Here is a 24,105-nt window from a genome sequence, read left to right on the forward strand (position 1 = left end):
TGCGGTGACACCCATCTAGGTAAACCACCCCAACCCGTCAAACCCTTTTTGCAACTTTCTTACACACACCCCCAAAAACCACGCTTTCCCGCCGGTTTTAATGGCTTGTGAAGCCGCCACCCCGTAGCGAATCCGACATGGTCGCCCCCACCGCCGCATCGAATCAGACGGAATCGCTCGCCCGGCAGGTGCGTAACGCGGTGATATGGCGCTCGGGCAGCCAGATCGCGGCGCAGATGGTGCAATGGGCCGCGACCTTCCTCGTCATCCGCATTCTGTCACCCAGCGATTACGGCCTATTCGCGATGACCGGCGTCGTCATGGCGTTCCTCAACATGCTGAACGGCTATGGCCTCGCCAGCGGCCTCGTCCAGCGACCCGAGGTGACCGAACGCGAGATCCGGCAGCTGTTCGGCATGCTCATCGTGGTGAACGTGGCGCTCGCCCTGATCCAGGTCGCGCTCGCCCCCCTGGCCGCGGCGTATTACCGCCAGCCCGAGGTTGCGCAGCTGCTCCGCGTCCAGGCGCTGATCTATCTCGGCACCCCCTTTATGGCGCTGCCCCAGGCGCTGCTCAGCCGTGCGATGGATTTCCGGCTCCAGGCGCGGGTCAACATTATCTCCTCCCTGGCCGGTGCCGGCATGGCTCTGATCGGCGCGCTGTCCGGCTGGGGCGTGTGGACCCTGGTGTTTGCCCCCATGGCGCTCTTCGCCACCCGCGCGATCGGCATGACCATGGCCGCAAAGTCGCTCATGTGGCCGCTGTTCGATTTCCGCGGCGCCGGGGCGCTTGCCCGCTTCGGCGGAGTCATGGCCGCCAGCCAGCTGTTCTGGTTCCTGCAGAGCCAGGTCGACGTGTTCATCGCCGGCCGCACGCTCGATGTGCATGCACTCGGGATCTACACGACCAGCCTGTTCCTGGCGCAGATCTTCGTCTCGAAGTTCGTGCCGCCGCTGAACGAGGTCGCCTTTTCCGCCTATGCCCGGATCCAGCACGATCGCGTCGCCACTGCCGCTGCCTTCGTGAAGGGGGTGCGGATCGTGATGTTCGCTGCCCTCCCCTTCTACATCGGCCTCGCAGCAACCGCCGAGCCGCTGGTGCTGACGATGCTGGGGGAAAAATGGGCCGCGGCCGCGCCGATCGTCCGCCTGCTCGCGCTCGCCATGCCATTCATGACCTTGCAGGTGCTGTTCTCCCCGGCGTGCGACGCGCTGGGCCGGCCCGGCATCGGGGTGCAGAATGGTGCCGCCGGATCGGTGATCCTTGCGCTCGCCTTTCTCGTCGGTGTGCGCTGGGGCGTGACCGGGCTCGCGCTCGCCTGGATCGTTGCTTACCCGCTCTATCTCGCGATCAGCTGCTGGCGCGCGCTCCCCGTGATCGGCGCCCGGCTGGGTGACGTTGCGCGCGCAGTGGCGACGCCGCTCCTCGCCGCCACGATCATGGGTGCGGCCGTGGTACTCGCCGATCGCGCGACTAACCTGCCGCCACTACCGCGGCTCGCGCTGCTGGTCGCGGTCGGGGGGGCGACCTATGCCGCCTGCCTGCTCGTCTTCGGTCGCGCGCTCCTGCGCGAGATGCTGGCGCTGCTCCGCCCGCGCTAATCGCTTACGCCTGCTGGATATAGGCGCGCATCGCCTCGGCCTCCGCCTCCACCCGGTCGATGCGATATTTGACGAGGTCGCCGATTGAGACGACGCCGATCACGCGTCCGCCGTCGACCACCGGCAAGTGCCGGATCCGCCGCTGCGTCATCAGCGATAGCGCGCCGAGCACCGGATCCTCAGGCGTCACGGTGACGGCTGGCGCGGTCATCACGTCCCGCACCGCGCGATCGAGCACGCCCGTATCACCGTCCTTCAGGCAATAGATCACGTCGCGTTCGGAGAAGACGCCGGCGACCTCGTCGCCCTCCATCACCAGCAGCGCCCCGATTCGCCGCTGCGCCAGCAGCGCGACTGCCGCACGCACCGTCTGATCGGGCGTGGTGGAGATCACCTCTCCGCCCTTGCCGTGCAGGATTGCCGCGATCGTCATCGCTCCGCTCCTTTTATCAATCGCTTCTCTGCTGGAAGAATGCGCTTCTCCGTAGCAGATGGAAAGTATGAGCCAGCTGGACGATCCCGAATACGCAAAATTCGCCTGGCGCCGTTTTCGCCGGTTGCTGGCCTGGACGGCCGTCATCGGCCTTGTGGCGTCGCTGATCGCGGTGTGGCTGGTCGGCCGCTCCTACGGCGAACTGGGCTGGATCGCGACGCTGGCGACGATCGGCGGCGTGACGGGGTCGGTGCTGATGGCCGGCGCGCTGATGGGGCTGACCTTCCTGTCGTCGGGCACCGGGCATGACGAGGCGGTGGATACGTTTGACTCCGATCAGGCCGATGATGCCGATCAGCCGGGTTTGCGGAAGAAATAGCGCAATGTCGCCGTCCCGTTCGCCGGCACGGTGGTCGCCCAAACTTGCTTTCCCTTGCGCGTCACCAGCCGCCGCGCCGCCCTCATCTGCCCGGTGCCGGTCGCGAACCGCGCCTCGTAAGCGATCGGCCAGGGATTGGCGTTGCTCACGGTGAGAACGAAGGAGCGCGCCTTACCTTGCCGTGGCAACTCCTCGATCCTGGCAGAGACGCTGGGCGAGCCAGGCAGGCCGAGCTCGATCTCCTCGTCGACCGCCTTGTCGTCCAGCCACGTTTCTCCCAGCAGGATCGGGCGATCACCACCCTCCTGAAGCACGACGACGCGACCCGCCGGCAGCGGCAGACCGAGCCCGTCCGCCTTCCGGTTGCGCAGGCGCAAAACGCGGCGCGCGTTCGGCACCCCCGACGAATAGCCGTCACTGACATAAAGTGTCTGCACCCGAACCCCGTTGCGCGTCGTCAGCGCCACTTGCTTCTGCCCCTTCGCAGCGACCGTGGTGGGAGCCGGCACGGTGTAGAGCTTGAAGTCGCCAAGCTCGCCCTGGATCACTTCCGCGGCAGGCGCCGATGATCGCATCGCGGTGACCATCACCGGGGCCGGCGGAGGAGGCGGCGGTGGCGGAGGAGGAGGCAGCACCCCAGCCATGTCGTAGCGCTCGTCGCGTGAATAGGCGACCTGGGTTGGCCAGCAGCTCAGCTCCAGCCAGCCCATGTCGTAGTTGCCGAACGATGGCGCCCTTTCGCGGTTCGGCTTGCCCGCCACCAACTGCGTGCGCGCATCGGGAAAGCTGGTCACGTCGGTCGATGCGAGCGTCACCCAAGCAGCAAGGCTCGCCCGGCCTTCCGCTTCGGCATCGGAACCAAGCGTCACGACATAATCCGCCTGCCAGTCGAACCCGCCGGCAAGATAGGACAAGGTGATCGTGGCGGAGACCGGCCGCGCCGCCGTCGTCGCGATCGATAACGTGGGCCGCGCGCTCAGCCCTTCCGGCACATCGGTCTGCACGATCTTCTCGGGAAGGCCGGAGCAACTCAGCGCCTCAAAGCCGCCTGCAACCTCGATCACTCCCGCGCCATCCGCGCCGGAGCGGATCGTCGCCTGCTGCTCGATCACCTGCCCGGTCGCCGGATTGGTTCGCCGGATCAGCACCCGGCGGCCAAGTGCGCGATCATAAAGGCTGCGCGGGCTGAGCAGCGCGGCATCGAGGTTCTTCTCCACCACATCCTGCGGGAAGCCGGCGACGATCGCCGTTTCCGGCATGATGTTCCCGGCCACACCCTCGAAGCGGATCACGGAAGGCCCCGCGGGCAGGGTTACCGTCCTCGTCTCGGTGACGAGTGCGAAACCTTGCGCCGATGTGCGGCTGAGCGGCGTGCTCGGCGCACGATCGGGCGCGCGGTACAGGGTGACGGAAAGCTGGTCCGGCTCTGTCGACGTCACCACTGTCTGGGCGATCGCCCCCGCGTGTATGGCGACAGCCAGTAGCACGCCGCTGCACAGGCGCGCGATCCCCGGGGCACGATGCGGAGCGCGGCGGCGCATCGCGCGCTCAGTAACGCGTTTCGATGACGGCGGTCAGCGTCGCGCTGCCGTTGGCCGGCACCGGTACGTGCCACACCCGCTCGTCCAGCGAACGTTGCTCGCCCTTCAGGCTCTCCGAGGAAACACGCGTGTCACGCCAGTGATTGTCGAGCCCCGCCTGCACGACATCCACCGTCACCGGCTCCGGGCGCGCATTGGTCACCTCGTACTTCATCGTCGTACGATAGAATTGGGTGGCGCGGTCCACCTCCATCGTCCGCGTCTCGCCATCCTCGGTGACGCGATAGCGAGCAACGCGGCGCCCTTCGTCGCCGTCGATCTCTTCCCGCTTCACCACCTCGGGGCGAACCTTCACGTCGAATGCCTCGCCGGTGACGAGTGCCAGCGAGGATCCCATCGGCGTATGGCCGATCGCACGCTCGCCAATGAACTGCGGCTGGCCGGCCGCATCGCGAATATAGAGCCGCACCGTCCCGGCGGGCAGCGCATCGCCCAGCCCACCGGTACGGGACGAGGAAAAGGCGAAGATGGTTGAGGCGCTTCCGGGCTCGCTCTGCGTGTGGAGGGCAGGGACGCGATACTCGTACGCCTTGCGTGCGGGAACGGCGGACACGTTGAGGAAGCTCACTTGCTTCTGCTGCTTGGCGGCGATCGTCGTGCGGTGTCCCAGCGGGTACAGATAGAAGTCCCCGAGCCGCCCGCGCGGTGCCGTCTCGGTACCAGCAGCGGTGCCAGGCGCGTAATTGCCGACGGCTGGAGCCCGCCGCGATGTATTGGCCGTTGGCGCCCCCGCCACCAGCACCGCATCGGCGTTCACCATCGGCGTGTCATTGCTGTTGCGCAGCGTCACCCAGCCCTGCACGTCAATCGTGCTCCTCGCCTCATCGAACAGTGCGACATAGTCTGCATTCCAGCCGAACCCGTTCGACAGGTAACTGAGCGTTGCCGGCCGTGTCCCGGCGCGGGCGGAATCGACCGTCACCGACAGCGTCGGCCGCGCGCGCAAGTTGGGCGGCAGGGAATCGAACACCACCCGCACGGGCAGGCCGTCGTCGCGCAGCACCTCGATCCGGTCGCCGATCCGCAGCACCACGCCGCCATTATTGGCCAGCACCGTCGCCCGCTCGCGCGTCTCCGCGCCAGTCGCGGGGTTCGTGCGCAGGATCGTGATCGTCTGGCCGACTGCCTTTTCCATCAGCGCCTGCGGGGAGAGCAGGTCGTAATCGAAATTCTGTTCGATGATCGTCACGCCATCGGTCGACAGCCGCACCGTTTCCGGCCGGATCCCATTCGACACGTCGGGGAAGTCCTGCCGGCTCACCCCCCTTGGAAGATTGAGCTGCCGCGTGTCCTGCACAAGCGCCAGGTTGTTGTTGTAGATGGTGACGGCCACGTCGCCCTGCGCGCTTCGCGCCGGCCCACCTCCCGGCGTAGGAGCCTGTGCCCAAACCTGCGTTGCCGCCGACGACGCGATCAGCGTCATCGCCATGCCCAACCGACGCATGCGACCTCTCCCCCGTTTCCTCAACAGCTTAGGGTTGCCTCCAGCCGGCGTCATCCCATGAAATGCGCTGCCGTCATCCACGGCCCAGCAAATGATCGACCAGCCGGCCCAGCGTCGGGAATCCCGCCAGTCGTAGCGCGGCTTTCTCACCCGTCGTCGATGCCGGCACCAGCGCCTGGCCGAAGCCAAGCTTCGCCGCTTCCTTCAGCCGGAGCGCGCCGTGCGCGACGCTTCGGACCTCGCCGGACAGAGCGACTTCGCCGAACGCCACCGCATCCGCCGGCACCGGCCGCTCCGACAGCGCGGACACCAGCGCCGCTGCCACCGCCATATCCGCCGCCGGATCCTGCACGCGATATCCACCCGCGACGTTCAGATAAACTTCCGCCGAGGAGAAGCTGAGCCCGCAGCGCGCTTCGAGCACGGCCAGGATCATCGCCAGCCGCCCGCTGTCCCAGCCGACCACCGCCCGCCGCGGCGTCGCCCCGCTCGCCAGCCGGACGACCAGCGCCTGGATCTCCACCAGCACCGGCCGCGTCCCTTCCAGCGCCGGGAACACCACCGCCCCCGTCACGCTCTCGTCGCGCTGCGTCAGGAACAGCGACGACGGGTTCGACACTTCGGTCAGCCCTTCGCTCTGCATCGCGAAGACGCCGATCTCGTCGGTGCCGCCGAAGCGGTTCTTGATCGCGCGCAGGATGCGATACTGGTGGCTGCGCTCGCCCTCGAAGCTCAGCACCGTATCCACCATATGTTCCAGCACGCGCGGGCCGGCGATCGTGCCATCCTTGGTGACATGGCCGACGAGCACGAGCGCCGTGCCGCGCTCCTTGGCAAAGCGGATCAGTTCCTGCGCGCTGGCCCGCACCTGGCTGACGGTGCCAGGCGCGCCCTCGATCAGATCTGAATGCATCGTCTGGATCGAATCGATCACCAGTAGGGCCGGCGGTCGCCCCGCTCCCAAAGTGGTCAGGATATCGCGCACCGACGTGGCGGAAGCGAGTCGCACCGGCGCCTCCCCCAGCCCCAGCCGCCGTGCGCGCAGCCGTACCTGGTCGGCCGCTTCCTCGCCGGAGACATAGGCGACGTCCGCCCCGCCCAGCGCCAGCCGCGCCGCTGCCTGCAGCAGCAGCGTCGATTTGCCGATCCCGGGATCGCCGCCGATCAGCGTCGCGCTTCCCTCGACGAAGCCGCCGCCCAGCGCCCGGTCGAGCTCCGCAATGCCGCTTGCCATGCGCGCCGGCAGCGGCACCTCGGCGTCCAGCGCCACCATCGTCAGTGCGCGCCCGCCCCCCTGCAGATTGTGCTTCGCCTGAAACGGCGTCACCACCGCCGGCGCTTCCTCGACCAGCGTGTTCCACTCCGAGCAGTCGACGCACTGTCCCTGCCACCTCGAGGCGACCGAACCGCACGATTGGCAGACATAGCGTTTCTGGAGCTTGGCCATCTTCATTCCTGCAGTGCGACACGCGCCGTGGGCGACTTATACTTTCGTATCAGGGTCGGAACAACAAGGGAACAGAAGCTTAATATTCTGCACTTTGATACAATATGTCCGGCAGTGATCTTGACGTAGATTGCTGCATGCGCGAAGCGGGCTGCCGCTATGAAGAGCCCCCTTTATTTCGCCGCCGCGGCGCTCCTCGCGCTCGCTGCCTGCAACTCCAAGTCGGACGCTCCCGAAGTGCTCGACACCAACCCGGATCCGATGGCGACCGAGCTTGCCAATGCGGGTGCGGTTGAGCTTCCCCCGGCGATCAAGGCCGAGAAGACGATGCGCTGCAAGGACAACAGCCTTGCCTATGTCACCTTCTTCCAGGGTGACAAGCAGGCGATCGTCCGCACCGAGAAGGACGGCACGCCCGTCACGCTGACCGCTGCGAACGCCGGCGATCCGCTGGTTGCCGACGGCGGCTGGAAGCTGACCGGCACGCCCGAGAACATCACGCTGGAGCAGCCGGGCAAGGGCTCGCAGACCTGCCGCTCGTAAGAGCAACGAATACGCCGCCGCTCCTCCCGGGATGCGGCGGCGCCGTTATGTGATATGGTGCCGGCCTGATGGCCCGCCACCGCCCACGCCAGTCGCTGGATCCCGCCACCGTCCTCAGCGCTTATGCTGTCGGCGTCTTCCCGATGGCGGATGCGCGCGACGCGCCCGGCGTCTATTGGGTCGAACCGCGGCAGCGCGCGATCCTGCCGCTCGACGGCTTCCATCTTTCCCGTTCGCTGCGCCGCACGCTGAAGTCGGAACGCTTCCGGCTGACCGCCGATACCGCGTTCGACGAGATCATCGCGATGTGCGCCGAAGCCGCCACCGATCGGCCCGAAACCTGGATCAACCACTCGATCGAACGCGTCTTCCGGCAGCTTCATATCGCCGGCTTCGCCCATTCGATCGAATGCTGGGAAGGCGACTCGCTGGTCGGGGGGCTTTATGGCCTGGCACTGGGGCGCGCCTTCTTCGGCGAATCGATGGTCAGCCGAACGACGGACGCGTCCAAGGCCGCGCTCGCGGCACTCGTTGCGCGGCTGCGGGTTGGCGGCTTCACCCTGCTCGATTGCCAGTTCATGACCGATCACCTCGCCTCGATGGGCGCGGTGGAGATCGAACGCGCGGATTACGTTGCGTTGCTGGGCGATGCGCTCTCGGAAGTGCTCGGTGCCGCAGCCGCGGGAGATTCCTGGGCCGTGGGTGCGGGCGATTTCCGGGCGGTGGATGGCGTTCCCAGCACTTCTGTCGCCGGCCCCTTGTCCGGGAAGGACATCGTGCAGCTCTTGGCCCAGACGTCGTAGATCGGGTGCTGGACGACGTTCAGCGCAGGACGCTCCTTGTAGAGCCATCCCGAAAACGCCCGCCGCCACTTCTCATCCGCACCGCGCACGTCCAGCTGCACGAACGCGCCGGTCAGCTGCTCCTGCTCCCACGGCGCGGTGCGCTCGCACGCACGCAGCCGGACGATCGTATCGCCGACGCGCAGCGCTTGACCCGGCTTCATCGTCAGATCGCGGCTGACGCCATTGCGCTTGTTGAGCAGGCCGACGACCGCCACGCGCTCCGCCATCGGCGTGCTGCCGGCGTCTACTGGCCCCGTATCTCCCTCGACCGTCACCACATCGGAAGGCACTTCGGCCTCCGCGGCATCCGGCACTTGCTGACTGGCGACTGGCGTCTGGCGCGTGTCATCGCCCAGCCAGCGCGCACCCTGCCACACGCCGACGCCGATCAACGCCGCGGCGGCAAGACCGCCGGCCGCGACCGCCGGCTTCACGCGTCGGGGCTCCACGCCTCGTAATCACCTGTGGCCGCCTGGCGATGGCCGCCCTTTTCCAGCGCGCCCGACGGGCGATAGGCCTCTGGCGTCCCGGTCATGTTCGGCTTGGCCGGCTTTTGCCACGGCCGCGGGCTCGGCAGCGCCTCGTCGGGCGCGCCGTCCACATGGTGGTGCAGCCAGCTGAACCATTCCGGCGGGACGCGGCTCGCATCGTTTGGACCGTTGTAGATCACCCAGCGCCGCGGGTTGCCGGCGGTATCCCGCCCGCCTTCCCAATAGACGTTGCCAAGCGCGTCCTCGCCGACGCGCGTCTTGCCGCGCAGGCCGAACCAGGTACCGATGGTGGCGCCGTTCCACCAGGTGAAGGGGTTGAGATTGATGCCCATGACGGCCCCGCGCTTAGCGGTTGGCGCTCGCCCCTTCAATGCCGTGCGGCAGTGCTTTCTCGGGTCGATGCGCCGCATGCCAGGGAACAAAGCCGGGGATTTGGCCATTGCTGCTGTTGATGAACCGAAACGAACAGGGGTAAACAGATGAAGAAGCTAGTTATTGGCGGTCTTGCTGCAGGTGTGATGTCGCTCGCGGCGTGCAATTCCAGCCCGCGCGAACAGGCTGCCGACAATATCGAAGCCAATGCCGAGGCCCGCGCCGACAATCTTGAGGATATGGCCGATAACGTCTCGTCGGACGTGGCCAGCGACGCGCTTGAGAACCAGGCGGATGCGGTTCGCGCAACGGGCGAGAATCAGGCGGACGACCTGCGCACCAACGATCCGGACACCAACCTGGCGAACGGGATCTAAATCACCCATTGGCGGACCGGCCCGGTCCGCCGGCCGTCAAACAGCAAGGGCGCCCAAGTTTGCTTGGGCGCCCTTTTTTTTGCGTATCCGCTACTCGTCGCCGCCAGCGGCGCTGGCGGATGCTACTTCCAGCTCACCTTGTCGCCTTCGCTGATGCCCAGTTCAGCCGATCGGCCGCCATTGATCTCCAGCACCGCCGCCACCGGCTCGCCCGACGGCACCTGCGCTTCTGAGAAGGGCACCGTATTCTCGGCGATGCGGGCGATCGTGCCATCCGCGCGAATGAAGATGATATCCAGCGGCGACGGCGTGTTCTTCATCCAGAAGCTTGCCTCGCGCGGCCCGCCGCCGTCTGCGGGATAAGGCGCGAACAGCATCCCGCCATCTTTCGGGATGTCGGTGCGGAACATCAGCCCGCGTTCCTGCTCCGCCGGGGTCCGCGCCATCTCCACCTTGAAGACGTGGCGGCCGGTCTGGCTCGTCACCGTAACGGTGGTCAGCGGCGCCTTCGCCGCCTCGTTGCCCGCCGATGCCGCCGCGTCCTGGCCGGTGCAGGCGGATACGCCGATCAGCAGCGCGATCGCTGCCAGACCATGGAACTTCATTTCAATCCTCCTGCGCGACGCTGACCGCCATCGGCCCCTTGCGCCCTTCGACGACGCGTGCGCGCAGCCGCTGGTCGGGCTCGACCGTCACGATGTCCCCGCGGCGCAGCGTTTCCATGTGAACGAAGATATCACCCGGCGTATCGTCTCGCACCAGGAAACCATAGCCTTTCAGGCGGTTGAACCATTTCACCGTCACCGGCTCCCAGTCTCCCGCCTCGCCGATCAGGCTAACGGGATCGACGCGGTTCGTCGTGCGCGGGGCGGGCTCGACGGCGGTGCTGAGGTCGAGCGACACGATTTCGCGCGCCTGGTAGCCGCGCTCGCGGCGCACCGCGATCGCTTCGATCCGCGATCCTTCCGGGATGCTGCGCCGCCCAAGCGGCTGCAACACCGAAAAGTGGATCAGAACGTCGCCGAACTCCGACTGGTCGGGCACAAGAAAGCCAAAGCCCCGCGTCACGTCGAACCACTTGAGCGTGCCGGATACGGCCACCCCCTCGTCCGCCGCTTGCGCGTCGACGTCGGCTGGCCCTTCGCGGTCGTCCGCGGCATCAAACGGCTGGCTGCGCATCTCTCTCTGCTTCCCCGTGCCGACGCTAGCACGGTTGACGCATCGCACAAACGTCTCGTTGCAAAACGGAGAAGTTGATCCGGCGCCTTATTGATCGGGCTCAAGTATATCGCCGGGTTCTGCCGTTACGATCCGCCGCGCCAGCGCGTAATTATGCCCGGCGCGGACCAGAGCGGCGATTTGCCGCTCGCGCGTGCGCTCGTCCGTCACCGCCGCGGCAAAGGGGCCGAAACGCCGCCGCCGGGCGAGCGCCAGCGCGCTGGTAAATGCCTGGTCGGCGCTTTCCTCGAGCGCGTCGGCGGCATCCTCCTCACCGACATGAGCCGCGCGTAGCGCCATCGATACACGGCGCGTGCCATAGCCACGCCGTGCCAGCGACCGCGCCTTGGCCTCAGCGAAGGCGTGATCGTCGACATAGCCAAGCTGCGCCATCCGATCTGCGATCTGTTGCGGGTCGGCGCTCGCACCGGTCCACCCCCGCTCGCGCACCTTGCGCGACAGATATGCCGCCAGCTTTCCTCTTGTCGTGGCAAATCGCTCGACGTACCGGAGCGCCAGCGCCTCCAGCGCAGCAGTATCGAGCGGGGGCGGCGGGCGGCGCGGCGTAGACATGCGCCTTGTTGTTGCCACACTGCCATCGGATTTTGAACGCGGCGACCGTTCACGGCTGGGGCCAAATGTCGGTGCATCCGTGCACCGCCCATGAGACTTGAGCAGACACATGACGACCGCGACCCTTTTGCCTACCCCGAGCAGCGATGCGCAGCCGCGCATCTTTTCCGAGTTCGAAACGCTTGGGCAGGCGCTGGATTATGCCGCCGGGGGCGAACGCGGGCTCAATTTCCATGATGCGCGCGGCACGCTGGTTCGGCCCTACCCCTTCCGCGAACTTCAGGCCGATGCGAAGGCCGCGGCCTATCGGCTGATCGCGGCCGGCATCGCGCCGGGGGACCGGGTTGCGTTGGTCGCGGAAACAAGCGCCGAATTCGCCGCACTCTTCTTCGGCACCGTTTATGCCGGCGCGTGGCCAGTGCCGCTGCCGCTGCCGACCTCGTTCGGCGGCAAGGAATCCTACATCGATCAACTGCGCGTCCAGCTGACGAGCTGCGATCCGAAGATGCTGATCTACCCGCCCGAACTGTCTGAGATGGCAGGCGCCGCCGCCGCCGCGGTCGGGACGCAGGGGATCGACTGGGCTGACCTGCTCTCGCGTGACGCGAATGCCGTGGACCTGCCGAAGGCATCGGGCGATGACATCGCCTATCTGCAATATTCCAGCGGCTCGACGCGCTTCCCGCACGGCGTCGCGATCACTCACCACGCGCTGCTCAACAACCTCGCGGCGCACGCCCATGGCATGGAGCTGATCGAGACCGATCGCTGCATCTCCTGGCTGCCCTGGTATCACGACATGGGGCTTGTCGGCTGCTTCCTGTCGCCGATCGCCAATCAGGTGTCGGTCGATTATCTGAAGACCGAGGATTTCGCCCGCCGTCCGCTGGCGTGGCTCGATCTCATCAGCCGCAATCCCGGCACGTCGATCAGCTATTCGCCGACCTTCGGCTACGACATCTGCGCCCGGCGCATGTCGAGCCAGACCAAGGCTGCCGACCGGTTCGATCTCTCCCGCTGGCGCCTCGCCGGCAATGGCGCGGACATGATCCGGCCGGACGTGATGCAGGGCTTCGTCGATGCCTTTGCCGATGCCGGCTTCCAGGCCAGCGCCTTCCTTCCCTCCTACGGCCTCGCGGAAGCAACGCTCGCCGTCTCGATCATGCCGCCGGGTGAGGGGATCCGCGTCGAGCTGGTCGAGGAGACGCAGCTCTCCGGCGTTCCCGCCGGCCAGGATCGCCCGCAGCGCTACCGTGCGATCGTCAATTGCGGCAAGCCGGTGAAGGACATGGCGGTCGAAATCCGCGAGGAAGACGGCACGCCGCTTCCCGAGCGCGCGATCGGCAAGGTCTGGTGCAGCGGGCCGTCGCTGATGGTGGGCTATTTCCGTGACGACGCAGCGACCGAGGCCTGCATGGCAGACGGCTGGTTGGATACCGGCGACATGGGATATCTGTCGGACGGCTACGTCTATATTGTCGGCCGCGCCAAGGACATGATCATCGTCAACGGCCGCAACCACTGGCCGCAGGACATCGAATGGGCCGTGGAGCAGCTCCCCGGCTTCAAGCAGGGCGACATTGCCGCCTTCGCGATCACCACGCCGGGCGGCGAGGAAACGCCCGCGGTGCTCGTCCAGTGCCGCACGTCCGACGATGCCGAGCGTAGCCGCCTGCGCAACGAGATTCGCGACCGCGTCCGTGCCGTCACCGGCATGAACTGCGTCATCGAACTGATCCCGCCGCGCACCTTGCCGCGCACCAGTTCGGGCAAGCTCAGCCGCGCCAAGGCCCGCAACCTGTACCTCTCGGGTGAGATCAAGCCCTACGCCGTTGCTGCCTGATCGCTGGGTTCGGTCGGCCAAAAGAAAACGATCGACTTAATCCTCGCACACGTTACCCCTTCCACCAACGCTGCCGCTGAGCAGCGCGCGTGGAGGGCTGATGACGACGATCCTGCTGCATCAATATGATAGCTCGCCCTTCTCGGAGAAGGTGCGGGTGTGCCTGGGCATCAAGAACCTCGCCTGGGCCGCGGTCGACCAGCCGGTCATCATGCCCAAGCCCGATCTGCTTGCCCTGACCGGCGGCTACCGCCGCATTCCGGTGATGCAGATCGGCGCGGACATCTATTGTGACAGCGTCCTGATCGTCCGCGAGTTGGAACGCCGCTTCCCCACGCCCACCCTGTTCCCGTCGGGCAGCCTTGGCATCGATCAGGCAACCGCACAGTGGACCGATCGCGCCTTCTTCCAGGCCGCCGTGACGGTGATATTCGGCGGCCTGGGCGATTCGGTGGACGAAGCCTTCAAGCGGGACCGCGAAAAGCTCAGCGGCCAGCCATTCAATCCCGCCGCGATGCGCGCCGCCGTGCCGCACATGGCGGATCAACTACGCAGCCACGCCGCCTTGGTCAGCGAACAGCTCGCGGACGGCCGCGCTTTCCTGTCGGGCGATCGCCCCGGCCTCCTCGACGCCAACGCTTACTACAACCTCTGGTTCGTCCGCTCCTTCCACGCTGCCGCAGCCGACGCGTTCGAGGATCTGCCCGGCCTCGGCGACTGGTATGATCGCGTGCGCGCCATCGGCCACGGCCAGCGCAGCAGCGCGACTCGCGAAGAGGCGATCGCCATCGCCCGCGATTCGAAGCCGGAAGCAGCCGAGGTCGCTGCCCGGGATGCCGCGCTCGCGGGAAGGGAAGTCACCGTCTCCGCCACCGATTACGGGCGCGAGCCGATCAGCGGTACGCTTGTTGGCTCGTCGCCGCACCACCTTGCCGTGCGCCACCGCGATTCGCGCACGGGCGAGGTCGTGATCCACGTTCCCCGCATTGGCTTCGCCCTGGCGCCCGCGACGTGATCGCTCCGGAGCGGCGCTAAAAGCCAGTATTGCTGCACTTTTTCGGACGACTGAAAGGATCCGTAAACCGTAGCGCGCTACCGGTTACATCTGTGACCTCCTCGCCAGAAGCAGTGCGCACGTCGCCCGTTCCGCTCCGCCTCCTGCTCGGCCTGGGCGAAGGCGACGATCCCATATTGTGGGGCCGGGTCCGCGCGACTCAGCTGTTCTGCGGTCGCCAACTGGCGCTGGTCCTGCTCGCAGCGAACCTTATTGCCGCGGCTTTGGTCATGCAGCTTTTCGCGGGCCAGCTGCCGCTCCCGTGGCTGATCGGCTGGGGGATGACGGTAGCGCTCGCGGCCGCAGTCGTCACGCTGCGGCGGCTGCGCACCGCCCATTTCGAGGAGGGCCACGCCTCGCTCGCGCAGCTTCGCGGCACCGGAGTGGAGGGGATCGTCCTCGCCACCGTGTGGAGCATCGCTCCCCTCTGGTTCGGGGCACAGGCGGCGCCCGATACGCTCCTCCCGTTGTGGACGGTGCTGTGCGTGCTGATGACGGCGGCGGCAGTCGCCATGGCTTCGCTGGTGCTGGGCGCGCTCAGCTTCGTGCTCGGCCTCGCGCTCGCCATGGCCGTCCCTCTCGTGTTGCAGCAGAGCTACCTTGCCGCCGCCGCGACCCTGCTCTTCGCCGGGCTGCTCACCGCCGCCTGCATCTCCCGCGCGCGCACGCTGGTGCTGCTGCGTGGCTCCGAACTCTCGCTCAGCGATCGCGATGAAACCGTCAGCCTGCTCCTCGGCGAATATCAGGAAGGCGGCTCGGACTGGCTGTGGCAGACGGATACGCAGCGCCGCCTCGTCAACGTCACGCCGCGCTTCGCGGCCGCGCTCGGCCGCAGCACCGCGGAGCTGGAAGGCATGCCGTTGTTCCAGGCGCTCGCCGGCCCCGCATGGGAGAGTGGCGATTTCTCCGCCGGCCTGCGCCTTCTCGCCGAAAAGCTGAAGCATCGCGACAGCATCCGCCACCTGTCGCTGCCGGTCGTCATCGCGGGCGAGGAGCGCTGGTGGGAGATCTCCGCCAGCCCCCGAATCGATGATCGCGGCATTTTTGCCGGCTTCCGCGGCGTCGGCTCCGACGTCACGGAGCAACGCGCCTCGGTCGACAAGATCAATCGCATGGCGCGGTTCGATGCCCTGACCGGCCTCCCCAACCGCCTGCTCGTCAACGAGGCGCTCGCCAAGGCGCTGGCCGAGGCGGAGAAATGGGGCACTCGCGCCGCCTTCATGATGATCGACCTCGATCGCTTCAAGGCAGTGAACGACACGCTCGGCCATCCGATCGGCGATCGCCTGCTCGGCCGCGTCTCGGAACGGCTCAACCAGCTTATCACCGACAATGAACTGATCGGTCGGCTGGGCGGAGATGAATTCGCAGTGGTGATCAACGACGCCACGGAGGCCAGCCGGATCACGCGGCTGGCGCAGACCATCATCGACACGCTCTCCCGGCCCTATGAGGTCGATCAGCACACCTTGTACATCGGCGCCTCGATCGGCGTCGCGTGCTCGCCCCGCGACGGCCGCACCGCGGAAACGCTGATCCGCTCGGCCGATCTCGCGCTTTACCGCTCAAAGGACGCCGGCGGCGGCGTCTTCCACGCCTATGAGCCCCAGCTACACGTCGAGGCGGAGGAGCGCCGCGTCCTCGAGATCGCACTGCGCCAGGCTCTTGAGAAGGGCGAGCTTCACCTGGAATACCAACCGGTGGTGGATGCTGCCGGCGAGCGCCTGACTGGCTTCGAGGCACTCCTTCGCTGGCGCAGCGCGGAGTTCGGCCTCGTTCCGCCGACCAAATTCATCCCGCTTGCCGAAGAGACCCGGCTGATCGGCCCGATCGGCGAATGGGTGGTGCGCACCGCCTGCGAGGAGGCCGCCCGCTGGCCCGGCGACACCCGCGTCGCGGTGAACGTATCGCCCGAACAGCTGCACAATCCCGAATTCGTCACCGTCGTCGCCCAGGCGCTCGCTACCTCCGCCCTGGCGCCGCACCGGCTGGAGCTCGAAGTCACCGAAAGCGTCTTCATCAAGGAAGGCGCGCAGGCCGCCACCGTGCTGCAGCGCGTGCTCGATCTCGGCGTGCGGCTCAGCCTCGACGATTTCGGCACTGGCTATTCCTCGCTCGGCTATCTCTCCCGCACACGCTTCTCCTCGATCAAGATCGACCGCAGCTTCGTGCAGGCGGCATCCCAGGGCACGCGAGAGGCGGTGGCGATCATCCGCGCGGTCGTCGCGCTGGCCAACAGCCTTGATCTGGCGACGATCGCGGAAGGCGTCGAGACGGCGGAGGAACTGGCAATGGTGCGCGAACTCGGCTGTTCGCGCGTGCAGGGCTATTTCTACGGGCGGCCGTTGCCGGTGGACGAGGCACGCGCCGTGGCGGTGCGCAGTCGATCCGCATCCCGCGCCGCTTGAACAGCGCCGCACTGCCCGCTAAGGGCGGTGTCGCTGCAGGGGTGTAGCTCAGCTGGTTAGAGCGTCGGTCTCCAAAACCGAAGGCCCTCGGTTCGAATCCGAGCTCCCCTGCCAGCCCTTCCGCGAAGTTGGTCAGCGACTTGGTCGAACGGATTCGGCAGTAATGCCGCTGCGGCCACGTTCCGCAACCCGCTGCTCTTGCCCTCGCGCCCCTGCAACGCTATCTCGCGCGACGCATCCGACAGCGCGGACAGCCACTCACCGTTCCCTTAGACGGGAAAGCGGTAGAGAGCTTATGCCTCGTTTTCGGCTCGAATGATTGAAGGCAAGGCACGTGGCAAAGACGACTCCGATCGAGTTCATCAACCAGGTCCGCACCGAGACCAAGAAGATCGTCTGGCCCACCCGGCGCGAGACGATCATGACTGGTGTCATGGTGATGATCATGACGACGATCCTCGCGCTGTTCTTCCTGGGCGTGGACACGATCTTCAACGCGATCGTCAACGCGCTGCTTAGCCTGGCCAAGTAAGAAAAGGACGCGTCAGCAACATGCCACGCTGGTACATCATCCACGCCTATTCCGGTTTCGAAGGAAAGGTGCGCGATTCGATCCTGGCCGAGGCCGCGCGCATGGGGCTGGAGCACCTCGTCGAGCAGATCGAGGTGCCGACCGAGACGGTGCAGGAAGCGCGCCGCGGCAAGAAGATCCAGGTCGAGCGCAAGTTTATGCCGGGCTATGTGCTCGCCAAGCTCGAGATGACCGATCAGGTCTATCACCTCGTCAAGAACACCCCGAAGGTCACCGGCTTCCTCGGCTCGTCGGGCAAGCCGCAAGCAGTGAGCGAGGCGGAAGCCGCGCGCATGCTGAACAGCAAGGAAGAAGCCGCCGCCGCGCCGAAGACCAAGGTCAAGGTCGATTTCGAGATCGGCGATTCGGTCAAGGTGCTGGACGGCCCGTTCGCGAGCTTCAACGGCACCGTCGAGGAACTCGATTTCGACAAGTCGAAGGTCAAGGTGTCGGTGTCGATCTTCGGCCGCGCCACGCCGGTCGAGCTCGACTTCGAACAGGTCGAGCGCAGCAAGTAAACTTCAGGCGCCGTTCTTGCCGAGGGCAAGGACGGCAGCCTCGGCAGATGAGCCTTGATCCCGGACTGAATCCGGGGTCCCGCTCCTCCCTACTTTCCGGCGCATCTATCCGCGCCGCAGCCGCCGCTCCAGCCACGGTCGCACCACCAACGCATTCGCATCAACCAGCGCGTGCAGCACGATCACCACCCACAGCTGTCCGGTCGCGAGATACAGCCACCCGAGTACGGCACCCACCACGCCGACCGCGACCATCCCGCCGCGCCCCTGATAGCGGTGCGCGAGCGTGAACAATGCCCAGCCGAGAACGCAACCCGCCACCGCATTGCCCAAGACGCTCGCGGCCAACAGCGGCACGGTCAGCCGAAAGAACAATTCCTCGCCGATCCCCGCCGCGGCGGACAGCGCGAGCGCCGCGCCAACTTCGTCCCCGCGCATCGCGACGGCGGAGGATCGATAGGGCGGGTCAAGCCAGCGCCATCCGCGCTTCAGCGCCAGCACGACAAGCGCCGCGCCCAGCACGAAGCCGCCGCCGATCGCCACGCCAAGCCGTCCCAGTTCCGCCAGGTCGATCGGCGCGATGCCTAGCGTCGCGACCGCCGGCACCAGTTCCGGGGGCAACACCACCAGCGCGTCGAGCCGCCCCACCAGCGCCAGCGCCACCAGTGACGTCGCGCCGTACATGACGAGGATCCCCGCCGCCCAGGCGAGCGAGGAGCGCGGCCGCGAAGGCACCGGGCCCCGCAATCGCTCGGCAATGATCGACGCCAGGCTCTTCCTGCGCCACCACCCGCCGACGATCATTGCAATCGCCAGCGCCAGCAGCAGCGCGGGAAGCATCAGCGATCCAGGCGGTGCTCGCCCTTCACCCAGCGCACCGTGCCGGACGAGGCGCGCATCACCACGCTCTCGGTGGTCATCGTCTTGCCGCGGCGCTTGACGCCCTCCAGCAGCGATCCGTCAGTGACGCCGGTCGCGGCGAAGATGCAGTCGCCCTTCGCCAGCTCCTTCAGGTCGTACTGCTTGTCGAGGTCGGTGATGCCCCACTTGCGAGCACGCGCGCGCTCGTCCTCGTTGCGGAAGAGGAGGCGGCCCTTGAACTGCCCGCCGACGCAGCGCAGCGCCGCGCAGGCCAGCACGCCTTCCGGCGCGCCGCCCGAACCCATGTACACGTCGATCGTCGTGTCGGGGTTGGTGGTCGCGATCACGCCGGCAACGTCGCCGTCACCGATCAGCACCACGCCGCAGCCGATCGAGCGAAGCTCCGCGATCAGCTTCTCGTGGCGCGGGCGATCGAGCACGCAGGCGATGATCTCGTTGGGCTTCACGCCCTTCGCGGCCGCGATCGCCTCGACATTCTGCGTCGGCGTCTTGTCGAGGTCGATGATCCCCTCCGGCAGGCCCGGTCCAACCGCCAGCTTGTCCATGTACACGTCGGGCGCGTTGAGCAGGCAGCCCTCTTCGCCGATCGCCAGCACGGCGAGGCTGTTCGGCCCGGCCTTGGCGCAAATCGTGGTGCCTTCCAGCGGGTCGAGCGCGATGTCGATCTTCGGGCCGGTGCCCTGCGCCGCACCCACCTTCTCGCCGATGTACAGCATCGGGGCCTCGTCGCGCTCGCCCTCGCCGATCACCACCGTGCCGTCGATGTCGAGCGTGTTCAGCGCCTCGCGCATCGCCTCGACCGCCGCCGCATCCGCGGCCTTCTCGTCGCCGCGACCGATGAGCGTGGAGGCGCCGATCGCCGCAGCCTCCGTCACGCGAACCATTTCGAGCACTAGGACGCGATCGAGCACCTTGCTGGCTGTCGGCATTCTTTCCCCCAAAATCCTTATGTCGCGAGACCGATAGGCGGCTGATATGGCGGTGTCGAGACGGCGCTTGCCGGTTTGCCGCGGCCGGGCGACAAGCGGGCGCATGGCGAAGCTGAAGGTCTATCGCACCCCTGCGGGGTTCCACGATGCCTATGTCGCGGCGACCAGCCAGAAGGCGGCGCTGAAGGCATGGGGCAGCGACGCGGATCTCTTCGCGCGCGGCATCGCGGAAGTCGTGTCCGATCCGGCGCTGACCGCTGAACCGCTCGCCCGCCCCGGCGAGGTGATCCGCGTCCCCCGCACGGCGCCGGACGAGCCGGAAGCGCCGAAACCGCGCAAGCCATCCGCCAAAAAATCGACCGCCCCTGCCCGCCCCGCGCCCAAGACAGAGCCGAAACCCAAGGCCAGGCCCAAGCCGTCGCGCGCGAAGCTGGACGAAGCGGAGGCAGCGCTCGACGCCGCCGAAGCCCGGCACAAAGCCGAACGCCAAGCCCTGAAGCGCGAGGAGGAAGCGCTCGCCGCCAAGCGTCGCGCCCTCGACAAGGCACAGGTCGCCGAACGCGCCGCGCTGGATCGTAAGCGGATCAAGGCGCGCGACGATTATGACGCGGCGCTGGAGGACTGGCGCGACGCCTGAACCGTCCGCAATCGAACAGTTCTCGTCCGCTTCCGGACACGGTTCCCCTCCGCCGCACACCAATTCCCTACCGCCGTAACGCTGATGGCGCTTGGCCCGTCCCTTGCGTATGTCGGCGCTGCGAGGGGTCGCGAACGGGGAATGTGAGTAATGCGTATCGAACTGGCCAGCACGCTTGCGCTGGTGCTTGCCCTCGCGCCTTCCCCGGCCGCCGCGCAAACGGTCGATGCCGCTGGCCGCACCACCTATGACGCTGCCTTCTTCCAGCGCTTCCAGCCGGCCAACGCGCTCGAGATCGTCCGCCGCGTCCCCGGCTTCACGCTGGAACTCAGCAGCGAGGAAGTGCGCGGCTTCGGCCAGGCCGCGGGCAACGTCGTCATCAACGGCCAGCGTCCGTCGTCAAAGAGCGACACGATCGACGTCGTCCTCGCGCGCATCCCGGCGAGCCAGGTGGCGCGGGTGGAGGTCGGCCCCGGCACGCTGTTCGGCGCGGAATATAGCGGCAAGGCGCAGGTGGTGAATTTGATCCTCGCCGGTGGCGGCGGGGTTGCCGGCACCGTCACCGGCAGCGTGCGCCGCCAGTTCGACGGCAAGCTCCTTCCCGAGGGCAGCGTCTCCGCACTGAAGCGGAGCGGCAATTCCACCTTCAACGCCGCGATCGGCGTCAACAACAACCAGACGAGCGAGGAGGGCTACGACCGCGTCCGCGCCCTCCCGTCCGGCGACGAGGTGGAATATCGCCGCAAGTTCAATGCGATCGAGGATCCCAACGCCTACATCTCGGGATCGTGGGATTATAAGGCATCGCAGTTCGAAACCGCGCGCTTCAACGCCCGCTACGCCTTCGATCGCTTCCGCCTCGATCAGACGAACGACGTCTTCCCCGCCTTCGGCCCCGTCCGCGACGATCGCCTCAACCAGCGCTTCTACTTCGATGAGTGGGAAGTCGGCGGCGACGTCCAGCGCCCCTTCATGGGCGGCGGCCTCAAGCTGATCGGCCTCGCCACCCGGCGCGACCGGACGGATCGCGAAGTGTCGCTGCTGCGCGTGCGCGGCAATGTGACCGACGGCTATCAGCAGAACGTTCGCAGCCAGCGCGACGAGGCGGTATTGCGCGGCCTGTGGACGCGGCCTGATCTGGGTGACTGGTCGGTAGAGACCGGTGTCGAGGGCGCGCTCAATCGCCTGCGCAGCAAAGTCGATCTGTTCGGCTTCGGCGCGGACGGCGTGCGCACCCGCATCGATCTGCCGGTCGACGATGCCACCGTCACGGAATATCGCGTCGAGGCGTTCGCCAACGCCAGCCGCTCGCTCACGCCCAAGCTGCGCATGGATCTGGCGCTTAATTACGAATTCTCCCGCCTGACGGTGGATGGCGATGCCGAGGCGGAGCGCTCGCTCCGCTTCCTGAAGCCCAAGATCAACGTCGATTGGCGGATCGGCGATGGCTGGCGCGCCCAGGCCTCGGTTGCCCGCACCGTCGCGCAGCTCCAGTTCGAGGATTTCATCAGCGCCGCGGAGCTTTCCAACGAGCGCGTCAACGGCGGCAATCCCGATCTTCTGCCGCAACGGTCATGGGAAGCGCTGGCGACGATCGAGAAGCAGGTACTGGGCGACGGCCAGGTGAAGATCGAGCTCGGCTATACCCGTACCGCGCTGGTGCAGGATCGTGTGCCCACGCCCGAGGGCTTCGATGCGCCGGGCAACCTTGGCGACGGCACCAGCAAGATCGCGCGCGCCACCTTCGACATCCCGGTCGGCCGGTTCGGCATCAAGGGCGGCCGCATCTCGGGCCGGCTGTCCTATGTCGGCACCTCGGTACGCGATCCCTATACCGGCCGCCACCGCAAATACTCCGGCAATTCGCCCTTCGTCTATGAAGTGAACTGGCGGCAGGATCTCGGCAGCTTCGCCTGGGGCGTCGGCTTCCAGGGCGACGATCCCTACACCACCTATCGCCAGGACGAGCTGGACACGCTCTATCCCGGCAATCCCTATGTCACCGCGTTCGTCGAATATCGCCCCAGCAGAAGCACAACGGTCACGCTCGGCGTCGACAATCTCGGCAATCTTTCCTCGCGGCGCGAACGGCTGTTCTTCCAGCCCGATCGCCGCACGCCCCTGCCCTATCGGGTCGAGGATCGCGTCCGCAATCAGCACATCCTGCCGTACCTCACGCTCAAGCATAATTTCAGCTGAGCACGCCTCCCGGCGGCGCGCCTGATCTGATAGCGGTCCCGGCATGCCGCCCGACACTCTCGTTCCCGCCTTCGCGCCATGGTTCGATCTTGCCGGGATGGCGGTGTTCGCCGCCTCGGGCGCGCTTGCAGCGGCGCGGCGCGGGCAGACGATGGTGACGCTCGTCTTCTTCGCGCTGATCACCGGCGTCGGCGGCGGTACGGTGCGCGATCTCCTGATCGGCGCGCCGGTATTCTGGATCGTCGACAGCCGCGTGCCCACCGCCTGCCTCACGGTCGCGATGATCATCTGGATCACGCCAGAACGCTGGTGGCGCGGCGCCGCGCTCGACTGGTTCGACGCCGTCGGGCTGGCAGCCTACGCCGTCTACGGTGCGTCCAAGGCGCTGCGCTATGGCGTGCCGCCCGTGCCCGCGTTCGTCATGGGGGTGGTGACGGCCTGTGTCGGCGGCATCATTCGTGACGTCTTGGCCGGCGAGCCGTCGATCCTGATGCGGCCGGAACTCTATGTCACCGCTGCGGCGCTCGCCGCCGCGCTCTATGTCGCGATGACCCTGCTGGGCATGCCGCCGGTCGCCGCCGCGATCATCGCCGCCGTCGCTGGCTTCGCGCTGCGCGCCGCCGCAATCCGCTGGCAGATCCATTTGCCCGCCTATCGCGGCAAGCGCTGAGTCCTCCCGCGTACCCAAGGAACCGTCACCCCGGCCCTAAGCCGGGGTCCCGCTCCTTCCCGGAAAGTCGGCCCTAAGCGCTCTGCCGCGCCCCCACATCGACGAACCGCCGCAACTCGGCCGGCGCCGCACCGCGCGCCGCCAGCGCGCACTGCCACAGTCCGATGTCCACCCACTGGCCGTGCTTGCGCCCCACCGCCTCCAGCACACCCGCGCGGCGAAATCCCAGCGCCTCGTGCAGCCGCACCGATCTATCGTTGGGCAGCGCGATCACCCCCATCGCCTCGGTGAATCCCTGCACCCGCAGAGTCGCCAGCAATGCACCATATAACGCGCGGCCCACGCCCCGCCCCTCCGCGGCGCCGGCGAGATAGATCGAGGTCTCGGTGACATAGCGATAGGCATCCCGCTCCCGGAAGCGACCGGCATAGGCATAGCCCAGCACCGGCTCTCCCTCGTTACCGGCGTCGCTCGCGACCAGCCAGGGATAGAACCCGTCCGACGAGGCCATCCGCTCGCGCATCTGCGCCGGCCCGGGCGCGGTCGCCTCGAACGAGACGACGCCGTCCGTCACGAACGGGGCGTAGATCGTCGCGATCGCGGCGGCATCCTCGGGCCTTGCCGCGCGGATCGCGATCGTCATCGCTGCGCCACGCCCACCACCAGGTTTGATACCCGCCCGCTCTTCAGCGTGCCGCGCATCCGCGCCCGCCGCGGCGGCGCACCCGGCGTTGCCTGCGTGCCATAGACGCTCAGCTCGCCCCCGCCGTCGGGCAGACAGCGCACGTCGAGCGACTGGATATCCGCCAGCCGCGCCGTCATTCGCCGCGCTTCGGCAAGCGAGCCGGCATCCACCGGCTGGCCGCCGATGGTCAGCCGGTCCAGCACCGCGCCGGTGCCCGCCAGCGGCGCCGCCGTCACCTGGATCTCATAGATCTCGGCCGGACAGGTGAAGCGCCCGCTCAGCGTCCGCGGCGAGGCGGGCTGCACCCCGGCCACTGGCGCGGGCGGCGCGGTGCCCACGCCCGGCGCCGCCTGCGCCAGCAGCAACGCGAGCAGGCTCATCGCCC

At 67.3% G+C, this 24,105-nt stretch carries 25 protein-coding genes, 1 tRNA gene and 1 pseudogene; 14 read left to right on the forward strand and 13 right to left on the reverse strand.

Annotation, left to right across the window (positions count from 1 at the left end; translation table 11 throughout):
• Positions 1 to 137: 137 nt before the first annotated feature.
• Positions 138 to 1,601: a lipopolysaccharide biosynthesis protein gene (locus tag ACH0AE_RS11915; protein WP_294442852.1), complete on the forward strand. Its 1,464-nt coding sequence runs from the start codon at positions 138 to 140 to the stop codon at positions 1,599 to 1,601.
• A 4-nt stretch (positions 1,602 to 1,605) separates the two neighbouring features.
• Here ACH0AE_RS11915 and ACH0AE_RS11920 read toward each other — a convergent pair whose 3' ends face one another.
• Positions 1,606 to 2,034: a CBS domain-containing protein gene (locus ACH0AE_RS11920; RefSeq protein WP_294442850.1), complete on the reverse strand. Its 429-nt coding sequence runs from the start codon at positions 2,032 to 2,034 to the stop codon at positions 1,606 to 1,608.
• A gap of 67 nt (positions 2,035 to 2,101) precedes the next feature.
• Here ACH0AE_RS11920 and ACH0AE_RS11925 point away from each other — a divergent pair, with 67 nt between their 5' ends.
• Complete coding sequence (locus tag ACH0AE_RS11925) at positions 2,102 to 2,413, forward strand: hypothetical protein (RefSeq protein WP_365927895.1); 312 nt, start codon at positions 2,102 to 2,104, stop codon at positions 2,411 to 2,413.
• Here the strand turns inward: ACH0AE_RS11925 and ACH0AE_RS11930 are convergent.
• The 3 genes from ACH0AE_RS11930 to radA all read right to left on the reverse strand — a co-directional run bounded on the left by ACH0AE_RS11930 (position 2,389) and on the right by radA (position 6,905).
• The gene (locus ACH0AE_RS11930) at positions 2,389 to 3,954 is read right to left on the reverse strand and encodes a DUF4139 domain-containing protein (protein WP_294442848.1); all 1,566 of its coding nucleotides are present in this window, start codon (positions 3,952 to 3,954) and stop codon (positions 2,389 to 2,391) included. The genes ACH0AE_RS11925 and ACH0AE_RS11930 overlap by 25 nt on opposite strands.
• A gap of 7 nt (positions 3,955 to 3,961) precedes the next feature.
• The gene (locus ACH0AE_RS11935; protein ID WP_294442847.1) at positions 3,962 to 5,458 is read right to left on the reverse strand and encodes a DUF4139 domain-containing protein; all 1,497 of its coding nucleotides are present in this window, start codon (positions 5,456 to 5,458) and stop codon (positions 3,962 to 3,964) included.
• Positions 5,459 to 5,531: 73 nt separating this feature from the next.
• A complete protein-coding gene (radA, locus tag ACH0AE_RS11940; RefSeq protein ID WP_294442846.1) occupies positions 5,532 to 6,905 on the reverse strand; it encodes a DNA repair protein RadA in 1,374 nt (457 codons plus the stop codon).
• Positions 6,906 to 7,064: 159 nt separating this feature from the next.
• On the opposite strand from radA, the gene ACH0AE_RS11945 reads away from it, so the two are divergent.
• Positions 7,065 to 7,448: a hypothetical protein gene (locus ACH0AE_RS11945; RefSeq protein ID WP_294442845.1), complete on the forward strand. Its 384-nt coding sequence runs from the start codon at positions 7,065 to 7,067 to the stop codon at positions 7,446 to 7,448.
• A 68-nt stretch (positions 7,449 to 7,516) separates the two neighbouring features.
• Positions 7,517 to 8,251 carry a leucyl/phenylalanyl-tRNA--protein transferase gene (gene aat / locus ACH0AE_RS11950; protein ID WP_294442844.1) on the forward strand — a complete coding sequence of 245 codons (735 nt, stop codon included), beginning with the start codon at positions 7,517 to 7,519 and terminating at the stop codon, positions 8,249 to 8,251.
• Between the two features lie 35 nt (positions 8,252 to 8,286).
• On the opposite strand, the pseudogene ACH0AE_RS11955 reads toward aat, so the two are convergent.
• Together ACH0AE_RS11955 and ACH0AE_RS11960 are read right to left on the reverse strand one after the other, a co-directional pair.
• A pseudogene (locus tag ACH0AE_RS11955) lies at positions 8,287 to 8,520 on the reverse strand (DUF2155 domain-containing protein); the annotation flags it as partial.
• 203 nt (positions 8,521 to 8,723) lie between these two features.
• Positions 8,724 to 9,116 carry an NADH:ubiquinone oxidoreductase subunit NDUFA12 gene (locus ACH0AE_RS11960; protein WP_294442843.1) on the reverse strand — a complete coding sequence of 131 codons (393 nt, stop codon included), beginning with the start codon at positions 9,114 to 9,116 and terminating at the stop codon, positions 8,724 to 8,726.
• Between the two features lie 147 nt (positions 9,117 to 9,263).
• On the opposite strand from ACH0AE_RS11960, the gene ACH0AE_RS11965 reads away from it, so the two are divergent.
• Positions 9,264 to 9,533 carry a hypothetical protein gene (locus tag ACH0AE_RS11965; protein WP_294442842.1) on the forward strand — a complete coding sequence of 90 codons (270 nt, stop codon included), beginning with the start codon at positions 9,264 to 9,266 and terminating at the stop codon, positions 9,531 to 9,533.
• A gap of 122 nt (positions 9,534 to 9,655) precedes the next feature.
• Here ACH0AE_RS11965 and ACH0AE_RS11970 read toward each other — a convergent pair whose 3' ends face one another.
• The 3 genes from ACH0AE_RS11970 to ACH0AE_RS11980 all read right to left on the reverse strand — a co-directional run bounded on the left by ACH0AE_RS11970 (position 9,656) and on the right by ACH0AE_RS11980 (position 11,324).
• Positions 9,656 to 10,138 (reverse strand): DUF192 domain-containing protein, encoded by a 483-nt coding sequence (locus tag ACH0AE_RS11970; RefSeq protein WP_294442841.1) that lies wholly within the window; start codon positions 10,136 to 10,138, stop codon positions 9,656 to 9,658.
• Position 10,139: 1 nt separating this feature from the next.
• Positions 10,140 to 10,712: a cold-shock protein gene (locus ACH0AE_RS11975; protein WP_294442840.1), complete on the reverse strand. Its 573-nt coding sequence runs from the start codon at positions 10,710 to 10,712 to the stop codon at positions 10,140 to 10,142.
• Positions 10,713 to 10,799: 87 nt separating this feature from the next.
• Positions 10,800 to 11,324: a regulatory protein RecX gene (locus ACH0AE_RS11980; RefSeq protein ID WP_294442839.1), complete on the reverse strand. Its 525-nt coding sequence runs from the start codon at positions 11,322 to 11,324 to the stop codon at positions 10,800 to 10,802.
• 109 nt (positions 11,325 to 11,433) lie between these two features.
• Between ACH0AE_RS11980 and ACH0AE_RS11985 the strand changes: the two genes are divergently transcribed.
• The 6 genes from ACH0AE_RS11985 to nusG all read left to right on the forward strand — a co-directional run bounded on the left by ACH0AE_RS11985 (position 11,434) and on the right by nusG (position 17,718).
• Entirely contained in the window at positions 11,434 to 13,167 is a 1,734-nt protein-coding gene (locus tag ACH0AE_RS11985) for a fatty acyl-AMP ligase (RefSeq protein ID WP_294442838.1), read from the forward strand.
• 100 nt (positions 13,168 to 13,267) lie between these two features.
• Positions 13,268 to 14,182, forward strand: coding sequence for a glutathione S-transferase family protein (locus tag ACH0AE_RS11990; protein WP_294442837.1), 915 nt, complete (start codon positions 13,268 to 13,270; stop codon positions 14,180 to 14,182).
• A 92-nt stretch (positions 14,183 to 14,274) separates the two neighbouring features.
• Positions 14,275 to 16,629: a bifunctional diguanylate cyclase/phosphodiesterase gene (locus ACH0AE_RS11995; protein WP_294442835.1), complete on the forward strand. Its 2,355-nt coding sequence runs from the start codon at positions 14,275 to 14,277 to the stop codon at positions 16,627 to 16,629.
• 37 nt (positions 16,630 to 16,666) lie between these two features.
• Positions 16,667 to 16,743: transfer RNA gene (locus tag ACH0AE_RS12000), tRNA-Trp, on the forward strand.
• Positions 16,744 to 16,963: 220 nt separating this feature from the next.
• Positions 16,964 to 17,161: a preprotein translocase subunit SecE gene (gene secE, locus ACH0AE_RS12005; protein ID WP_294442834.1), complete on the forward strand. Its 198-nt coding sequence runs from the start codon at positions 16,964 to 16,966 to the stop codon at positions 17,159 to 17,161.
• Positions 17,162 to 17,181: 20 nt separating this feature from the next.
• Positions 17,182 to 17,718, forward strand: coding sequence for a transcription termination/antitermination protein NusG (gene nusG / locus ACH0AE_RS12010; RefSeq protein WP_294442832.1), 537 nt, complete (start codon positions 17,182 to 17,184; stop codon positions 17,716 to 17,718).
• Positions 17,719 to 17,823: 105 nt separating this feature from the next.
• Here the strand turns inward: nusG and ACH0AE_RS12015 are convergent, their stop codons facing one another.
• Positions 17,824 to 18,558 carry a CPBP family intramembrane glutamic endopeptidase gene (locus ACH0AE_RS12015; RefSeq protein WP_294442831.1) on the reverse strand — a complete coding sequence of 245 codons (735 nt, stop codon included), beginning with the start codon at positions 18,556 to 18,558 and terminating at the stop codon, positions 17,824 to 17,826.
• A complete protein-coding gene (gene glpX, locus ACH0AE_RS12020) occupies positions 18,558 to 19,529 on the reverse strand; it encodes a class II fructose-bisphosphatase (RefSeq protein ID WP_294442829.1) in 972 nt (323 codons plus the stop codon). Before glpX ends, ACH0AE_RS12015 begins: the two co-directional genes overlap by 1 nt.
• Positions 19,530 to 19,632: 103 nt before the next feature.
• On the opposite strand from glpX, the gene ACH0AE_RS12025 reads away from it, so the two are divergent.
• From ACH0AE_RS12025 to ACH0AE_RS12035, 3 genes are all read left to right on the forward strand, one after another.
• A complete protein-coding gene (locus tag ACH0AE_RS12025; protein WP_294442828.1) occupies positions 19,633 to 20,166 on the forward strand; it encodes a hypothetical protein in 534 nt (177 codons plus the stop codon).
• Between the two features lie 150 nt (positions 20,167 to 20,316).
• A complete protein-coding gene (locus ACH0AE_RS12030; protein WP_294442827.1) occupies positions 20,317 to 22,365 on the forward strand; it encodes a TonB-dependent receptor domain-containing protein in 2,049 nt (682 codons plus the stop codon).
• Positions 22,366 to 22,408: 43 nt separating this feature from the next.
• Positions 22,409 to 23,035 carry a trimeric intracellular cation channel family protein gene (locus tag ACH0AE_RS12035; protein WP_294442826.1) on the forward strand — a complete coding sequence of 209 codons (627 nt, stop codon included), beginning with the start codon at positions 22,409 to 22,411 and terminating at the stop codon, positions 23,033 to 23,035.
• A 73-nt stretch (positions 23,036 to 23,108) separates the two neighbouring features.
• Here ACH0AE_RS12035 and ACH0AE_RS12040 read toward each other — a convergent pair whose 3' ends face one another.
• Complete coding sequence (locus tag ACH0AE_RS12040; protein ID WP_294442825.1) at positions 23,109 to 23,678, reverse strand: GNAT family N-acetyltransferase; 570 nt, start codon at positions 23,676 to 23,678, stop codon at positions 23,109 to 23,111.
• Positions 23,675 to 24,100: a hypothetical protein gene (locus tag ACH0AE_RS12045; protein ID WP_294442823.1), complete on the reverse strand. Its 426-nt coding sequence runs from the start codon at positions 24,098 to 24,100 to the stop codon at positions 23,675 to 23,677. The genes ACH0AE_RS12040 and ACH0AE_RS12045 overlap by 4 nt, the downstream gene beginning before the upstream one ends.
• Positions 24,101 to 24,105 lie beyond the last annotated feature (5 nt).

Source organism: Sphingomonas sp. 179-A 2A2 NHS (assembly GCF_045371305.1).
Lineage (GTDB): Bacteria > Pseudomonadota > Alphaproteobacteria > Sphingomonadales > Sphingomonadaceae > Sphingomonas.

Bases quoted from the DNA above. Each gene is read 5' to 3' on its own strand.
- nusG (WP_294442832.1), top strand. From the start codon at position 17,182: ATGCCACGCTGGTACATCATCCACGCCTATTCCGGTTTCGAAGGAAAG.
- ACH0AE_RS12035 (WP_294442826.1), top strand. From the start codon at position 22,409: ATGCCGCCCGACACTCTCGTTCCCGCCTTCGCGCCATGGTTCGATCTT.
- ACH0AE_RS11960 (WP_294442843.1), bottom strand. From the start codon at position 9,116: ATGGGCATCAATCTCAACCCCTTCACCTGGTGGAACGGCGCCACCATC.
- ACH0AE_RS12040 (WP_294442825.1), bottom strand. From the start codon at position 23,678: ATGACGATCGCGATCCGCGCGGCAAGGCCCGAGGATGCCGCCGCGATC.
- ACH0AE_RS12030 (WP_294442827.1), top strand. From the start codon at position 20,317: ATGCGTATCGAACTGGCCAGCACGCTTGCGCTGGTGCTTGCCCTCGCG.
- ACH0AE_RS11915 (WP_294442852.1), top strand. From the start codon at position 138: ATGGTCGCCCCCACCGCCGCATCGAATCAGACGGAATCGCTCGCCCGG.
- ACH0AE_RS11990 (WP_294442837.1), top strand. From the start codon at position 13,268: ATGACGACGATCCTGCTGCATCAATATGATAGCTCGCCCTTCTCGGAG.
- ACH0AE_RS11930 (WP_294442848.1), bottom strand. From the start codon at position 3,954: ATGCGCCGCCGCGCTCCGCATCGTGCCCCGGGGATCGCGCGCCTGTGC.
- ACH0AE_RS11935 (WP_294442847.1), bottom strand. From the start codon at position 5,458: ATGCGTCGGTTGGGCATGGCGATGACGCTGATCGCGTCGTCGGCGGCA.
- ACH0AE_RS11970 (WP_294442841.1), bottom strand. From the start codon at position 10,138: ATGAAGTTCCATGGTCTGGCAGCGATCGCGCTGCTGATCGGCGTATCC.
- ACH0AE_RS11945 (WP_294442845.1), top strand. From the start codon at position 7,065: ATGAAGAGCCCCCTTTATTTCGCCGCCGCGGCGCTCCTCGCGCTCGCT.
- radA (WP_294442846.1), bottom strand. From the start codon at position 6,905: ATGGCCAAGCTCCAGAAACGCTATGTCTGCCAATCGTGCGGTTCGGTC.
- ACH0AE_RS12045 (WP_294442823.1), bottom strand. From the start codon at position 24,100: ATGAGCCTGCTCGCGTTGCTGCTGGCGCAGGCGGCGCCGGGCGTGGGC.
- glpX (WP_294442829.1), bottom strand. From the start codon at position 19,529: ATGCCGACAGCCAGCAAGGTGCTCGATCGCGTCCTAGTGCTCGAAATG.
- ACH0AE_RS11920 (WP_294442850.1), bottom strand. From the start codon at position 2,034: ATGACGATCGCGGCAATCCTGCACGGCAAGGGCGGAGAGGTGATCTCC.
- ACH0AE_RS11975 (WP_294442840.1), bottom strand. From the start codon at position 10,712: ATGCGCAGCCAGCCGTTTGATGCCGCGGACGACCGCGAAGGGCCAGCC.
- ACH0AE_RS11965 (WP_294442842.1), top strand. From the start codon at position 9,264: ATGAAGAAGCTAGTTATTGGCGGTCTTGCTGCAGGTGTGATGTCGCTC.
- ACH0AE_RS12025 (WP_294442828.1), top strand. From the start codon at position 19,633: ATGGCGAAGCTGAAGGTCTATCGCACCCCTGCGGGGTTCCACGATGCC.
- ACH0AE_RS11925 (WP_365927895.1), top strand. From the start codon at position 2,102: ATGAGCCAGCTGGACGATCCCGAATACGCAAAATTCGCCTGGCGCCGT.
- aat (WP_294442844.1), top strand. From the start codon at position 7,517: ATGGCCCGCCACCGCCCACGCCAGTCGCTGGATCCCGCCACCGTCCTC.
- ACH0AE_RS11980 (WP_294442839.1), bottom strand. From the start codon at position 11,324: ATGTCTACGCCGCGCCGCCCGCCGCCCCCGCTCGATACTGCTGCGCTG.
- ACH0AE_RS12015 (WP_294442831.1), bottom strand. From the start codon at position 18,558: ATGCTTCCCGCGCTGCTGCTGGCGCTGGCGATTGCAATGATCGTCGGC.
- ACH0AE_RS11985 (WP_294442838.1), top strand. From the start codon at position 11,434: ATGACGACCGCGACCCTTTTGCCTACCCCGAGCAGCGATGCGCAGCCG.